Raw genomic sequence first — 15842 nt, 5'->3', positions numbered from 1 at the left:
CTCTCCCTTTTCCTTAATCACTACAAGTTATATTACGATTATAGTCATTTTTTAAACAATGAAAAAGCTCTCCTTTATACAGGAGAGCTTTTTCATTATACCATTTTCGACGTTAATAATGTTCTGTAAGCCATGTTCTGTACCTTCGTACTGCAAGCGGCTTATCGCCTCGTACTCCGGCGGTAATCATCTATCTACAGATGGAAAAATTTCCATCTGTCCTTCCCTCCGTTCATTTCCTTCGGGAAGGCGCCCCTACCATAATTTGGGTTTCTCGCTCGTGGGGTTTACCGCGTTCCACCTCTAAGGTTTCCCTTAGAGCTGCGTCACTGTGGCACTTTCAGGGTAATCGAACCATATCCCAAGAGAGGCCTTGGGACTTAGGTTCTTTCCCCGCCGTCAGCCCAGCATTACGCCAGACTGCCCTAGCTTATGGTTTCGCTAGGCACGAACACTACGGGCATCTCAGCACCGTGCGAGCATGGACTTTCCTCTACGGCAATGAATTGCCGCAGCGATTACCCGAACATTATTAACGTCGTTTGCACATTGTAGTATAGTTCATTTTTCAGGTTATTTCAATAGGAAAATTTTCTAACTATATGTATTTTACATAACAGCACAATGATGCTTTACTTTTGTCCGCATAAAAATTAATCGTATAATTTATTGCCAAATACATGTTTTTCTAAATTAGATAACCGCTGCAAAATATCATAGTTTGTTGTTCCCGCTTGCGCAGATGGCCGTTTTTGCAGCTCTTCTATTTGCCGTTTCAGACGAGCGTTTTCTTGCTGGAGCTGCTCAATTTCCTGTTGGAACGTTTCATAATCTTTAATAATCATGTCCAAAAACTGATCGACTTCGTCTTGATTGTACCCCCGCATACTTACTTTAAATTCTTTTTCTAAAATTTCTTTTGGCGTTAATTTAATACGACCGGCTAACATCTTTTTCACCTCAATTCCACATTCCGCTATTATCTTTATTTTTTCAGAAATCAAATCGATTGTCAATTTGCGTTTCATTGATCTGCGCTTCTTCTATAATAGCTTGTAAATCGGAAAACGTAATGGGAAAAATGGCGTAATTTTCTTTTCGTTTCGCAACTTCTAACATATATTTCGGTGTCCCTTCTTTTTCCTCATCATAGACAATGAGCAAGCCATCGCTTTTTCGGACGATCCATTCATTTTTCCAGCGAAACTGTGCAGGACTTTCGTATGGCCGTTTTGTAATGCTGTCGACAAAATCAGCTTGCGATACAATCCATTCATAATATTCACGATTCATTTCATTCCATCGTTCTTCTTGATTCAAAAACGGCGTAAGAATAGCAACTTGCAACTGAGGATATTCCTCTCGCAGGTCATATGCTATTTCAGCCGCCCAAAGTTCCACCCCTAATTGTCCGCTAATCACAATCCATTCCAGTCCTTCCTCTAACAATGAAAGCAACCTTCGACGTATCGCTAATTGAATATAGGAAACAGCTGGATGATTATTAGAAAAAATATTCAGCTCATACGGTTTATATCCTGTGATCGCAAGCACTCTCATTGTTTTTATACTCCTTCTCTTTGCTAAAAAACAGGAACCGCCATGGCGGCTCCTGTTTCATTGGGATTAACATCCCCATGGGAACGGAGCAGGACCAGGAAAATTGCAATGTTGGTTGGCTACTTGGTTGACAACCGACTCCGTATGTGGGAAATAATGCTGATGTTGGAAAAGATGATGGTTGACATGTGTCGTATGTGATGGATGAATGTGTGGTACGATTGTTGCTTGGAAATGATGTTGTACACAACATCTTGGTGGATGAACAATCGGTGCCAATACATGTGGTCTGCAATGCATATCCATTCTCCTTTCTTTTCATAAGCTTATGTTTTACAATATCAGCCTATGATGAAAGGAGCGGACATGTACTAGTATAGACACCCATTTTTCCATATTCGTCTGTAACGGACAGCCAAATTACGTTAAGTTTCTAAACACAACAAACGTTAAACATATCACGAGAAAAAACAAGTAAAAAATTTTTTTGTACATGCTCCGCATCGTTTTCTCCCCGCCATTTCGTTTGTTTTTATCTATCCCGAAGCAATTGTACATATTTTTTGTTTTTTCTACAAGATTCGAAATGGAAAAATCAAATTTTCTTTATTTTCTGTCGCATCCTGCGCTTTCCACGGAAATATTTAATGATTTAATTTCCGCTGAAGCCGTTCTATACGCCTGATCAACTCTAACTCTTGTGTAGTATTCCGCTGTTTATAGGAACGAGATAGTGTTTTCCATCGTTCATATACGTTGATCGCATAGTGATGCGCCTGATGGGCATCACGAAAATAATGTTCATACGCTTTTGCCAATTCAACCCCGGCTTTCATCTTCCACGTATCACTGCCATGCTGCCATAATTGTTTCCATATGTCCACTGCTTTTTCGTACCGTTTTTCTTTTTTATATAACAGCGATAGTTGCCATTTGGCCTGCCACGATTCTTTTGTTTCTTTTTCGATCACGCGCTCATACACGTTTTTCGCGGCATTTGTTTCTCCTAACGTCTCGAGCCAACGAGCTGTTTCCAACTGTTCCAATGCATCTTTTAGTTGCGGCGCTTCTAGCAGCTGTTTCGATAAATGAATATAGAGGCAAATTAACGATAAAACATCAAGTTCATTATGGAGAAATACCGGAAAAATTCGATCAGGATGCGGCGCCGATAGAAAGTCCATATACATCATCGGCGCCAAAAAACCGGGAACATCTTCTTCTCGCTCAATTTGCAATATCTCTTTTTCGACATTGGAAAGGCGAACAGACTCAAGCTTTTGTTTCCACATTCTCCTTGATGCGTGATATAAATCGAAATGGCCAAACGCCGGCAGTTTCGGGACAGCATCACGAATCAGCGTATGGCGCGTCTTGACTTTCGGCCAATCGAATGCTTTTCCGTTATACGTAACAAGTGTCGTATAGTCGACTTCCGATAAAAAACTTTGATACAATGCCACTTCCGCTCCCGGGTGCGGCAAAAAATGCTGGCGGACAACAACCCGATCTTCATATACGCGGGCATGGCCAAGCAAAAAAATGACATGTCCCGTTCCGCCGCTAAGCCCGGTCGTCTCCGTATCAAAGAAAAATAAATCGCTCGCTTCATGCCCTTTGCTCGAAAGCGGATGTGTAAAAGAAGCGTCTTGCCAACGGGCATGAATATGATGAAACTCTCCAAGTCGATATCGTCCATGCTGATAATCTAACGGATATACTACTTCGCGAATCAAACAATAATCCCCATCAAAAAAGAACGGCTGCACATGTTTTTTCTGCCATTCATCAAGAAATGGAACCTCTTTCTCTTGTTGCTCTTCAAAGAGCACACCGGGCCGTTCTTCCTGAACGGAAGCCCGGGATGCAAGTTGTTCCTTCCATCTTGCTAATTTCTGCTTCATTGACATGGTGTTCATCCCTTCATTTACTTGCTTAGAAGCTTGTGCAAAAATGAGATTACGTTTTTTTTCACGGAATGATTGCTTGCCTCGATCACCCCAATGCAAGAAGGGCAGCCATTTTCACACGGGCAGCGTTCAAGTAAATGTTTCACTTCTCCCATGATTTCATCATACCGCTCAAAAACCGCTTCCGATAAGCCGATGCCGCCTGGATAACGGTCGTATAAAAAAATCGTCGGCATTCCGGAATGAGGCGCTTTCATTTGTGGTACGACGTGAATATCGGTGCGGTCGCACATGACAAACATCGGTACGAGGTGACGAAGCACATTTGAAATGCCAACGAGCGCTTGTTCGAGTATAGGCGCGTCCATTTTCGATAGTTCTTCTCCTAATTCGATCCATGTTGCCGTCGTATGTAGTTCTTCTTCCGGCAAATGGATCGGCCCTGAGCCAATGTTTTCAAATGTGGATAATTTAATTTTTTTAAAGATGGTAGCCTTCGCGCGAACAGAAACATCGCCGTAATGCAGACTCAGCAGCTGTCTTTGCTCGTTGCGGTCTTCTTCTAATACATGAAGCTGTACAGCTAAATTCGCATCCGTAAAATATTCTACGTTCACTTCCCGAACATATGCCTTTTTTTCTTCCCAATCAAGCTTTTCCACTTGATATTGCACACCTTCATGAAGATAGATCGCCTCTTCGTGCAATAACGTCATTGCACTAAATCGATCCATCTCGCCGATGACGCGATGGTTGCCAGTTTTCGAAATATCGATAATGACGACATTCTCTTGGGATGCAGAACGCAAGCTAATATCATGCGCCGGAAACGCATCGCTCATCCAATACCATTTGCCTGCACGGTAATGCAATACTTTTTGTTCTGTTAAAAACTCAAGCACTTCTTCCACTTCGAGGTCGCCAAACTTTTCCCCTTGACGGAAAGGAAGTTCATATGCAGCGCATTTGAGATGATCGACAAGAATCAGCATGTTGTCTGGGTTGATGCGCGCCGTTTCCGGAGAACGGCCAAAGAAATACTCCGGATGCTGCACAATGTACTGGTCAATCGGACTAGAGCTCGCTACCATAATGACAAGGGAATCGCCGTGACGTCTGCCAGCTCTTCCTGCCTGCTGCCATGTGCTTGCGACCGTGCCGGGATATCCTGTCATGATACATACTTGCAGCTGGCCAATATCGACGCCAAGTTCAAGCGCGTTCGTGCTAACAACCCCGATAATTTCCCCGCTCCGTAATCCTTTTTCGATTTCCCGTCTTTCTTTTGGCAAATAACCGCCGCGATACCCACGAATCGTTTTGGCGCCCAATTGATCTTTAATAAGTTCTTGAAGATGGCTTAAAATCAGCTCGACACGCACACGGCTGCGGGCAAATACAATCGTTTGAATGCCGTTTTCTAAAAACTGTTTTGCTAGCCGGTTTACTTCGACCGTAGCGCTTTTGCGAATATTAAGAGGTTGATGAACAACCGGAGGATTATAAAAAACAAAATGTTTTCTTCCGCGCGGCGCCCCGTTATTATCAATCAATGTCATTGGCTCCCCTGTCAGGCGTTCGGCTAGTTCTTTCGGATTGGCAATCGTCGCTGATGTGCAAATAAAGATCGGCTTGCTTCCGTAAAACTGACAAATGCGCTTCAATCGGCGGATGACGTTTGCCACGTGGCTTCCAAACACACCGCGATACGTATGAAGCTCATCGATGACGACATACCGCAAATTTTCGAATAACGCCACCCATTTCGTATGATGCGGCAAAATCGCAGAATGCAGCATATCCGGATTTGTCATGACAATATGGCCAGCTTTGCGAATTTTTTGGCGAATGCCTGGCGCTGTATCGCCATCATATGTATAACTATGAATCGGAACGCCCATTTCCTCAATGATTTCGTGCAATTCGCTTTTTTGATCTTGCGCGAGCGCTTTTGTCGGAAATAAATAAAGCGCCCGGCTATGTTCATTTTCTGCGATCGCTTGCAGTACAGGTAAATTGTAGCAAAGCGTTTTCCCTGAAGCAGTCGGAGTAACGGCAACGATATTTTTTCCGTTTTGCACCGCTTCATAAGCTGCTGTCTGATGTGTATAAAGAGAAGCGATGCCGCGCTTTTCGAGCGCTGTTCGTAAACGCAAATCAAGATGCTCCGGCATCGGAACGGTGTTCGCTTCTTGTGGTTCGATTTCATGCCAATACACGACATTCGGATCGTTTCGCAATTGTTCTATCAATTCGAATAAGCTTTTTTTCTTCATATCAGCTCACCTCAATGATTTCATCTTTCTATTTTAATAGAAAGAATAGAGATATTGCCAAGAAAAATGACTTTATTCACAATAAAAAGGCTCGGCAGTTTGCTGCCGAGCGATATGTCTATTTTTGTCTATATCCAAGTCTTTCGGATATCTGCCTGCCAATATGCCGAATGCGTTCCTGAAGTTTTTCTATTCGTTCGTCTGTCATGCGAATCGTCGGACCAGAAATACTGACCGCGGCAACAACGCTTCCAGTATAATCAAAAATAGGAACAGCAATACAACGAATTCCGTACTCGTTTTCTTCTAAATCAAGCGCATACCCTTTTTGCTTTACTTTCTCTAATTCTTTTAGAAGCTCATTCCGGTCCGTAATCGTAAAATCCGTATGTTTTGGCAATCCTTTTCGATCGATGATCTCTAGCACTACATTTAAAGGCAAATGGGCAAGAATAGCTTTTCCAACCCCCGTGCAATGCATCGGCGCCCTTTTTCCTACTTTTGAATGCATCCGCAACGTTTCTGTTCCTTCTAATTTTTCAATATAAATGACTTCTCCTTGATCGTATACGACAAGATGAATGACTTCGTTCGTTTCTTTTTCCAACTCTCGCAAGTACGGTTTTGCTTCTCGCCGCAAATCAATCGATTCGAGCAATTTGGAACTAATATCCAAAAATTTATAGCCAAGTTTGTACCGTTCCGTTTCCTTATCTTGTTCGATATACCCATATTGAGCTAGCGTTGACAAAATACGATACACAGAACTTTTATTAATATCCATTTGTTTAGCAATTTCCGTCACGCCTAATCCATCTTTTTCGGAACTAACGATATCGATAATATGTAGTGCCCGGCTTACCGATTTCACTAAATTTTCTCTTTCCATCTTGTTCACCTCTAATATTCCTTCATCCATTGTCATTATACACTTATTGCCGGGCATTACCCAATAGTGGATCGGTCGCAAACGGCAGCATATTTAAATGTTTTATCCGCTCCCAGGCCGTCACAAACGGAGTCGAAGCGTTCTAATCAGCGATTTCTCATTCAATCACATCAGCACCGACTGGGCTTGCTGTTAAAATAACATCCCCGGCTTCCATGTCATCTTCTATAACGATTGTATATTGCCTTCTACGGAAATTACTTCTTTCAAATGACGTTATCCTGCTTTATTTCAACAGTTTTTCTTGCAACTCCCGTTCTTATCGCCGCGCGCGCAACCGCGTCTGCCACCGCATCAACAACGCGTTTATCAAATGGATTAGGGATGACATAATCGCTCGTTAATTCTTCTGGACTGATTAAATTGGCAATGGCATCCGCAGCAGCCAGTTTCATTTCTTCATTAATTTCAGAAGCTCTCACTTGCAACGCCCCTTTAAAAACACCCGGAAAGGCAAGGACGTTATTCACTTGGTTTGGAAGATCCGATCTTCCCGTTGCTACAACTGCAGCACCAGCAGCTTTTGCGTCTTCCGGCATAATTTCCGGAACAGGATTGGCCAGCGCAAAAACAATAGGATTGTCGTTCATGGAGCGAACCATTTCCTGCGTTAACGCTCCTGCGACAGAAACCCCAATAAATATATCGGCTCCTTTAATGACCTCTTTTAAAGACCCTTGCACACGGTTTCGATTCGTTACTTTTGCCAGCGATTCTTTTATTTCGTTCATTCCGTGCGGACGATTTTCATAAATAGCCCCTTTTGAATCGCATAAAATGAGATCATCTACTCCCATAGAAAGAAGCAGTTTTGCGACCGCAATTCCGGCAGCACCCGCTCCGTTTACAACCACTTTACAATCGCTCAAACGCTTTTGCGCGACCTTCAATGCATTGGTCAATCCGGCGGCGATTACAATCGCTGTCCCATGCTGATCATCATGAAATACTGGTATAGACAGTTCTTGCTTAAGGCGTTCCTCGATCAAAAAGCAGTTTGGCGCAGCAATGTCCTCCAAATTAATTCCGCCAAACGTCGGTTCCAACAATTTTACCGTTTGAATAATTTGTTCCGGATCATTTGTGTTAATACAAAGTGGCACAGCATCAATGCCGGCAAACGCTTTAAATAAGGCGGCTTTTCCTTCCATAACAGGCATGGACGCACTTGCGCCAATATTTCCTAATCCTAATACCGCAGACCCATCGGAAACAACCGCCACAAAGTTTCCTTTCATCGTATAATCATAAATCGATTCCGGATTTGCATGAATCGCTTTGCATGGTTCCGCCACTCCTGGAGAATAGATGACACTTAAATCATTGACGTTTTCTACCGAAACTTTAACATCCACACGCAACTTTCCTTTTGCTTGTTGATGAACCAATAGCGATTTTTCCCGAAGGTTCCGCATTTTCTTTACCTAGCTACTAACCTTTCCCATTTACTTCTGCCGCCTTACTGCTGCTTTTGGTTCTGCAACACGTGTAGTAACTAGGATTCACACCTCCTTATTTATTTTTTGAATATTTAGAATAATTTGATGATATTTGTGAACAAGGGCATCCATTTAGACGGGAATGCCCTTGTTCAGCCTATTTTTTATTGTTGAACGGCTGCATATTTTGCTTTTGCTTCTAAACGACGGCGATGCAAAATCGGCTCCGTATAACCGTTAGGCTGTTCATAACCTTTAAATATTAAATCGCATGCTGCTTGGAATGCGACCGAGTTGTCATAGTCCGGAGCCATTGGACGATAGTTCGGATCGCCAGCGTTTTGTTCGTCAACGACTTTCGCCATACGTTTTAACGTTTCTAATACTTGTTCTTTCGTGCAAATGCCGTGATGGAGCCAGTTTGCAATATGCTGGCTAGAAATTCGCAATGTCGCGCGGTCTTCCATTAATCCGATATTATTAATATCCGGCACCTTCGAGCATCCGATTCCTTGATCGATCCAGCGGACGACATATCCGAGTATGCCTTGGCAGTTGTTATCCAGCTCTTCCTGGATTTCTTCCGGCGTCCATTGTGGATTTACAGCGACTGGGATTTGTAAAATTTCATCACGGTAATCTTTCCGTTCTTTTCGCAATTCATTTTGTACTTCTGCCACATTAACTTGATGATAATGCAGCGCATGAAGCGTCGCGGCTGTCGGCGAAGGCACCCATGCCGTATTCGCGCCTGCTTTTAGCTGTCCGCCTTTTTGCTTCAGCATTTCCGCCATCATATCCGGCATTGCCCACATTCCTTTTCCAATTTGGGCGCGCCCTTGGAATCCAGCAGCTAAGCCGATCGTTACATTCGATTTTTCATAAGCTTGCAGCCATACCGATGTTTTCATGTCATTTTTGCGAATCATCGGACCGGCTTCCATTGACGTATGGATTTCATCCCCTGTCCGATCTAAAAAGCCTGTGTTAATAAAGATGATGCGATCTCTAACTTGATAAATGCAGTTTTTCAAGTTCAATGTCGTGCGGCGTTCTTCGTCCATGACACCGATTTTAATCGTGTTGCGTTTCAATCCAAGCATATCTTCAACGCGGTCAAATAACTCATTTGCGAACGCGACTTCTTCTGAACCGTGCATTTTCGGTTTTACGATATAGAACGAGCCTTTGCGAGAATTTAAGTAACGGGTGTTGCCAAGAAGAGAATGTTTCATAATTAAACTTGTCACGACCGCATCCATAATTCCTTCATATACTTCTTCGCCGTTTGCGTCCAAAATCGTGTTGTTCGTCATTAAATGGCCAACGTTGCGGACGAACATAAGCGAACGGCCTGGCAGCGTAATTTCTTTGCCATCTGCTGTTCGATAAACGCGGTCCGGGTTAAGCGCACGTGTAATCGTTTTTCCGTCTTTCGTAAACGTAGACGTCAAATCCCCTTTGACAAGGCCGAGCAAATTGCGGTATACGAGCACTTTATCTTCTGCATCTACCGCTGCTACCGAGTCTTCACCATCCATAATGGTCGTAACGGCCGCTTCTAAATAAATATCTTTTACCCCTGCTTTATCCGTTTTCCCGACAGGATGGTTGCGGTCGATTTGAATTTCAATGTGAAGACCGTTATTTTTTAACAAGATTGCTGTCGGATTTTCCGGATTTCCTTGGAAGCCAACAAATTTTTCTTCCTCTTTTAGCGTTGTTGTGATCCCGCCTTCAACGGACGCCGCTAGTTTTCCATCCACTATCGTATATTGTACGACATCTTTATGAGAATATTCTTTCAATGGTACTGCTTGATCGAGAAACTCGCGCGCATAGGCAATCACTTTTGCCCCGCGGACCGGATTGTAGGAATCGCCGCGTTCCGCGCCATCTTCTTCACTGATTGCGTCCGTTCCATATAAGGCATCGTAAAGGCTTCCCCAGCGGGCGTTTGCCGCATTTAACGCGTAACGCGCGTTCGTAAGCGGAACGACTAATTGCGGACCCGCTTGAACGGCAATTTCCTCGTCTACTCCTTCTGTCGTAATCTCGAAATCATCCACTTCTGGCTCTAAATAACCGATATCTGTTAAAAATGCTTTATATTTTTCCATATCAAAATTGCCGCGATGCTCTTTATGCCATTCATTGATTTTTGCTTGAAGCTCATCGCGCCGCGCAAGAAGCGCTTTGTTTTTCGGCGTTAAATCAACAATAAGCGTTTCAAAGTCTTTCCAAAACTTTTCTTTGTTCACTTCACTTCCCGGAAGTACCTCATCGTTCATAAACTCATAAAATAGTTTTGCCACTTGAAGATTTCCTACTTTTACGTATTCCCCCATTTTCCCTCTCCTCCATATCAAACTTATTCGTTTCTTATTACGAAACGATGTTCTAAAATTATTTAAAAAAATCATAGCATGGAGCAAAATATATTTCAACAATTTTCACTCATTTTATAACAATTGTTTTTGTTTTTTCTCCTTTTTTACCTCAACGCACCGCCCCGGTGTCGGGAACAGCTTTCCTGCGTTTAATAAGTTTTTTGGATTAAACACGTCGCGAATGTCGGTTTGCGCGAGAATTTCTTCATCGCTAAAAATAAAGCGCATCTCTTCTTTCTTTTCAATGCCAACCCCATGTTCTCCTGTAATTGATCCGCCGACGGCTGCGCATGCTTGCAAGCATTCACTTCCCGCAGCAAGCGCTTTTTCTGTTTCTCCTGGTTTGCTTGCATCAAACAAAACGAGCGGATGAAGATTTCCATCGCCGGCATGGAAGATATTCGCGATGCGCAACCCATACTTTTTGCTGATTTCTTGAATGTTTTTTAACACTTCTGGCAGCTTGCTGCGCGGGATGACTCCATCTTGCACTAAATAATCTGGAGAAATCGCGCCCATCGCGCCAAATCCCGTTTTCCGGTTCGCCCACCAGCGCGCCCGCTCTTCTTCTGTTTGCGCCACTTTTACTTCCCGGACATTTCGGTTTCGGCAAATACGCAAAATCTCTTCGATTTGTTCGGGAATTCCTGCAGAAATGCCGTCGACTTCAATCAAAAGAAGCGCCTCAATATCTTTCGGATGCCCCACTGGAAAAGCAGCCGCCTCCACTCCTTCGATCGCCGTTTGATCCATCATCTCCAGCGCTGCCGGAACCATTCCCGCAGCGATGATGTCGGAAACGGCTTGACTTGCATCCTCCACGCGGTCAAAATAAGCGAGCACCGTCTGTTTCGCTTCCGGATTCTTTAAAATGCGTACCGTTATTTTTGTGACAATCCCTAACGTCCCTTCCGAACCGGTCAACAATCCTAATAAGTCATATCCCGGCGGATCAGGAATGCCGTTTTCGCCGATTTCGATAATTTCTCCGTTCGGAAGTACGACTTCGAGCCCTAAAATGTGGTTGGTCGTGACGCCATATTTTAGACAATGCGCACCGCCGGCGTTTTCGGCAACATTTCCGCCAATCGTGCAGCAATATTGACTCGATGGATCTGGAGCATAATAGTATCCTCTGTCGGAAATGGAGTTGGTTAATTTTAAGTTAACAAATCCAGGCTCGACAACCGCGCGGCGGTTTTCTAAATCGACGCTAATGAGCCGTTTCATCCGGACTAAGCTAATGATCACTTCCCCGTTTAACGGAATCGCGCCACCGCTTAATCCCGTCCCTGCCCCACGGGCAAGAAACGGCAAATCATGCTCATGACAATATTTCACAATGGCAGCGACTTCTTCCGTATTTTTCGGGAACACAACCGCTTTCGGCAAATGGCGGTGAACGGTAAATCCGTCGCAGTCATAGGCAATCAAATCTTCTTTTTTGTACAAAATCGATTTTTCACCGCCGACAATGCGAGCTAACGCTTGAATATGCGGATCATTTGTTTGTATTCCCTTTTTTCTCATACACGTACCTCCTTTCCGTCTTCTTTTTGATATGCCCAGTCTAGGAGCTGTACGGTATGAACGACTTTTTGATTTCGGCCGTATTTCAAAACTCCCATCGCCATTTGCAACATGCATCCAGGATTCCCCATTGTAATAAGTTCCACATCTTCCGGAACGTTTTCCATTTTGCTTTCCAATACGGCGCTTGCCATATCCGGATGGGTAAGATTATAAATTCCCGCGCTTCCGCAGCAGCGGTCGGCGTTTGGCATCGAAACCATTTCCACTCCCGGAATGCTCGATAAAATCGTGCGCGGTTCTTGACGAATTCCTTGGCCGTGCGCCAAATGGCAAGCGTCATGGTACGTAACGCGCATGTTTAATTCCGCTTTCGGCTTTTCATACCCCGTATCATGCAAATATTTCGAAATATCTTCGACTTTACGGGAAAAATCTTCCGCTTTTTCCCGCCACTCTGGATCGTTGCGGAACAACTCTGGATATTCCTTTAACATAGAGCCACACCCTGCCGCGTTCACGATCACGCGGTCTGCATGCTGAAATGCTTCAATATTTTGTTTGGCAAGCTTCCGGCCCATCTCGCGGTCCCCTGCATGCACATGAAGCGCCCCGCAGCACGTTTGATTTTGCGGAATGACGACATCGTTTCCGTTTCGTGTCAACACGCGAATCGTCGCCTCGTTAATATCGCTGAACATTACATCCATGACGCATCCTGTTAAAAGCGCGACCGTATGTTTCGTTTCTCCTTTTGCTTTAATGACATTCATATGTTTATATTTTTTTCGGACCGGCACGCCTGCTTCCGGCAAAATCGCTTCCATCTCCACTAGATGCTTCGGCATGATGTGAAGCAGTTTCGTCTTGCGTGCGATCGTCTGCAGTCCGCTTTTTTGATATAGCTTTAACAAACTCCCGAGCAGATGAAGACGGGATGGATGCGGAAATACACCTTTTAAGAAGAAATTGTTGACAAACGCTTTCCATCCTGTCAGCGGAATCGCTTGCCGGATTTGTCCGCGTACTTCTTCAATCAATCCGCCGACATCGACATCGGCAGGGCACGCAGTTGTGCAAGCCCGACAATCTAGGCACATAAAAATGGGATCAATCAAATCTTCTGTAATCTCTAACTTCCCTTCTGCTACCGATTTCATCAAATGCACGCGTCCGCGCGGCGAATGTTGTTCTTGACCTGTTTGTTCGTATGTCGGGCACGATTCTAAGCACATGCCGCAATGAACGCAGTCAGCCCATTTGCTAGGATCAGGAGGATCACTAAAACGATAGTTTCCAAGACTAACAGTCGTACATGCCGGTCCGCTTTTTATCTCACTTTCTCGCAAACTCATCTTATATCCCTCCGACAAACCGTTGATTGTTCAATATTCGATTTGGATCGATTTTTCGTTTAATTCCATCGAGCAGGAAAAAATACGATGGCTTTTCTCCCCACACATCAACGCGCTTTCGCAGTGAAAACGGCAAATGCTTCACAATCGCATATCCGCCCAAGCCTGTCGCCGCCATCCGCAGCCGTTCGATCGCTGCAATGATCGACTCGCTTTCTCCTTTCATATACACTTGACATAGTCCATGTCCTAGCCCGCCGTGCGCCTCTATATGAACATGACAGATCTCTTGCAGTAAGTCGCTTTCACGAATGATATGAATAACATCTAAATTCACGACACCGATTTTCACCGCTGCTTCGATTTCGTTTCCGACTGACTCATACGGCATCGCCCCATTCGGACCGATCGTATAAAACGTTTGCCAAAACGATTTTGCTTCTTCTTGTGGAAGAATACGGATCGCTGTATTAGGAGGCTGCAGACGCTTTACAAATTCCTCCTGGTAATGAACGGCTCTTTTGACATCTTCAAACGCCATCGCCAACGTATAAGCACGCTGGCCGATGAGCCGTTCCGACAACGACGGACTCAATAACTCGAAACAGACTGGTTCCATCATTGAATCAAGAAATTGAATCGCAAATGAACGGACTTCTTCTAAATTCCCTGATGGAAATGATAGCAATACGAGGCTTTCATATTTCGGAAGCGGGCGAAGTTTTAGCGTTATTTCCGATATCACACCAAGCGTTCCCATCGCACCGATAAACAGCTTGTTCATATCATAACCCGCCACATTTTTAACGACTTTCCCTCCGGAACGAATCACCGTTCCATCCGGATACACCGTGCGCAAACCAATGACACTATCGCGCGCGGAACCGTAACCGAGCCGCTTTGGACCGCTGTCGTTCGCCGCAATGACGCCGCCGATCGTCGCATATTGCGGCCACACAGGGTCAATCGCAACTTTTTGGCGGTATTCTGCCAAGTAATCTTGCAGTTTTTGAAACACCGTCCCTGATTTGACCGTCACTGTCATATCCGCAGCGGCATGCTCGACAATGCCGCTATAGTTTGCCAAAGAAAGCAAAATATCCACACATTCAACTTGTCCGCCAAACCCTCGCTTTGTTCCTCCGCCAACAATACAAACTTTTTTTCCATGGCTGTTTGCATAACGTAAAATGGATGAAATTTCCTCTTCTGATTGTGGATATACAGTCACATTGCCGCTGTTGCCGAGCGGATGTGGCTGATATTCCCCCGTCTGTACTTGTTTTTCCGATAGAAACGCTGTTAGATCGTCTTTCCATTCTAATGGCAGCACGCTTTGCACCTCCTGTTGTTTTGTAATAAGAAACGCTGTTTCTTTAAACTTGTAAAAAAATATATGAATTTCTGAAGCTGAACCTCTGTACAATAATTTTATTATTATTAAACCATCCATTTTCATATTTTTCAATAAATTTTTCAAATTGATGAATAATTCTGTTTACATTTCGTTCTTTTTCACTGTCACATTGCACCGCTTTTCTAGCGGCTGGATGACTGCGGACATATCCAAATCGGATAATCCTTGTTCCATCGCACTAGCAAACGCCTCTTCCGCAATTTGGCCTAAAAATCGCTTTATCCCAATTGCGCCCATTAACTGATTAGCTAAACGGGCATCTTTATGTACATATTTTATCGCTCCGCCTGGTTCGAACTTGCGCGGTAAAACATATTGCTCCATATGCCTGCGAAGCATGCGGCTGTCTCCGTAGCTCGCTTTCAAAATTCGGTAAAGCTGCTCGGCATCTAGTCCAAGCGCTGTCCCAGCGACCATCGCCTCTGAAGCGGCAACAGAATGCACCGCAACAAGATATTGATTGATTAGTTTTGCCACGCTTCCCGAACCGCTCGGACCTAAATATTCCACCATTTCGCCAAGCACGTTAAGAAGCGGTAATACTCGCTCCCAAGCAGATTTCACTCCACCGACCATAATCGTTAATGTACCTTGTTCCGCTCCTTCTGGCCCGCCGCTTACCGGGGCATCCAGAAAATATATCCCCTTCCCTTCCGCTTCGTTTGCGACCATTCTACTCGTATCCGGTCCTACTGTCGTAAAATCAAGGCAAATCGTACCCGGCCACGCGCTTTCGATCACACCGCCTTTTTGCAAATAAACATCGATGACATCATCCGGCATCGATAAACATGTGCAAATGACATTCGAACACTGCGCCAACTCCGCAATTGTGCCGGCTCTTTTTGCACCCAGCTTTACTAACGGTTCCGTTTTTTCGATCGAACGATTGTATACAATAACTAGATAGTCTGCAGCAAGCAGCCGTTTTACCATTCTCGCTCCCATCACGCCTGTGCCAATAAATCCAACCTTCATTTCCTTCGTCTCCATTGCGGCGATACTTCCCCCTTCTG

Annotated in this window: 12 protein-coding genes and 1 other RNA gene; all 13 read right to left on the bottom strand. The window is 44.4% G+C overall.

All coding sequences use genetic code 11. From position 1 onward, the window contains the following. Positions 1-121: 121 nt before the first annotated feature. Positions 122-530, bottom strand: an RNA gene (gene rnpB, locus FNL97_RS07865) — RNase P RNA component class B. A 123-nt stretch (positions 531-653) separates the two neighbouring features. Further along, complete coding sequence (gpsB, locus tag FNL97_RS07860) at positions 654-950, bottom strand: cell division regulator GpsB (protein ID WP_015864078.1); 297 nt, start codon at positions 948-950, stop codon at positions 654-656. 43 nt (positions 951-993) lie between these two features. Next, positions 994-1560, bottom strand: coding sequence for an SLOG family protein (locus FNL97_RS07855; RefSeq protein WP_015864079.1), 567 nt, complete (start codon positions 1558-1560; stop codon positions 994-996). A 66-nt stretch (positions 1561-1626) separates the two neighbouring features. Then, on the bottom strand, positions 1627-1860 hold the full coding sequence (locus tag FNL97_RS07850) for a CotD family spore coat protein (protein WP_015864080.1): 234 nt from the start codon (positions 1858-1860) through the stop codon (positions 1627-1629). Positions 1861-2204: 344 nt separating this feature from the next. Then, positions 2205-3470 carry a ribonuclease H-like domain-containing protein gene (locus FNL97_RS07845; RefSeq protein ID WP_143415380.1) on the bottom strand — a complete coding sequence of 422 codons (1266 nt, stop codon included), beginning with the start codon at positions 3468-3470 and terminating at the stop codon, positions 2205-2207. Positions 3471-3487: 17 nt separating this feature from the next. Then, a complete protein-coding gene (locus FNL97_RS07840; protein ID WP_143415378.1) occupies positions 3488-5746 on the bottom strand; it encodes a DEAD/DEAH box helicase in 2259 nt (752 codons plus the stop codon). A gap of 118 nt (positions 5747-5864) precedes the next feature. Next, a complete protein-coding gene (locus FNL97_RS07835) occupies positions 5865-6635 on the bottom strand; it encodes an IclR family transcriptional regulator (RefSeq protein ID WP_015864083.1) in 771 nt (256 codons plus the stop codon). 266 nt (positions 6636-6901) lie between these two features. Then, complete coding sequence (locus FNL97_RS07830) at positions 6902-8110, bottom strand: NAD(P)-dependent malic enzyme (protein WP_143415376.1); 1209 nt, start codon at positions 8108-8110, stop codon at positions 6902-6904. 188 nt (positions 8111-8298) lie between these two features. After that, positions 8299-10482 (bottom strand): malate synthase G, encoded by a 2184-nt coding sequence (locus FNL97_RS07825; protein WP_143415375.1) that lies wholly within the window; start codon positions 10480-10482, stop codon positions 8299-8301. 114 nt (positions 10483-10596) lie between these two features. Then, the gene (locus FNL97_RS07820) at positions 10597-12054 is read right to left on the bottom strand and encodes an FAD-binding oxidoreductase (RefSeq protein ID WP_081189218.1); all 1458 of its coding nucleotides are present in this window, start codon (positions 12052-12054) and stop codon (positions 10597-10599) included. Further along, complete coding sequence (locus FNL97_RS07815; protein WP_143415373.1) at positions 12051-13409, bottom strand: (Fe-S)-binding protein; 1359 nt, start codon at positions 13407-13409, stop codon at positions 12051-12053. Before FNL97_RS07815 ends, FNL97_RS07820 begins: the two co-directional genes overlap by 4 nt. Before the next feature lies 1 nt (position 13410). Continuing rightward, positions 13411-14742: an FAD-binding oxidoreductase gene (locus FNL97_RS07810; protein ID WP_143415371.1), complete on the bottom strand. Its 1332-nt coding sequence runs from the start codon at positions 14740-14742 to the stop codon at positions 13411-13413. 165 nt (positions 14743-14907) lie between these two features. Next, positions 14908-15819 (bottom strand): NAD(P)-dependent oxidoreductase, encoded by a 912-nt coding sequence (locus FNL97_RS07805; RefSeq protein ID WP_143415369.1) that lies wholly within the window; start codon positions 15817-15819, stop codon positions 14908-14910. Between the last annotated feature and the right edge of the window lie 23 nt (positions 15820-15842).

It is taken from the genome of Geobacillus sp. E263, from assembly GCF_007197795.1.
Taxonomy (GTDB): Bacteria; Bacillota; Bacilli; order Bacillales; family Anoxybacillaceae; genus Parageobacillus_B; species Parageobacillus_B toebii.
This window is presented reverse-complemented; position numbering and strand designations above follow the sequence as displayed.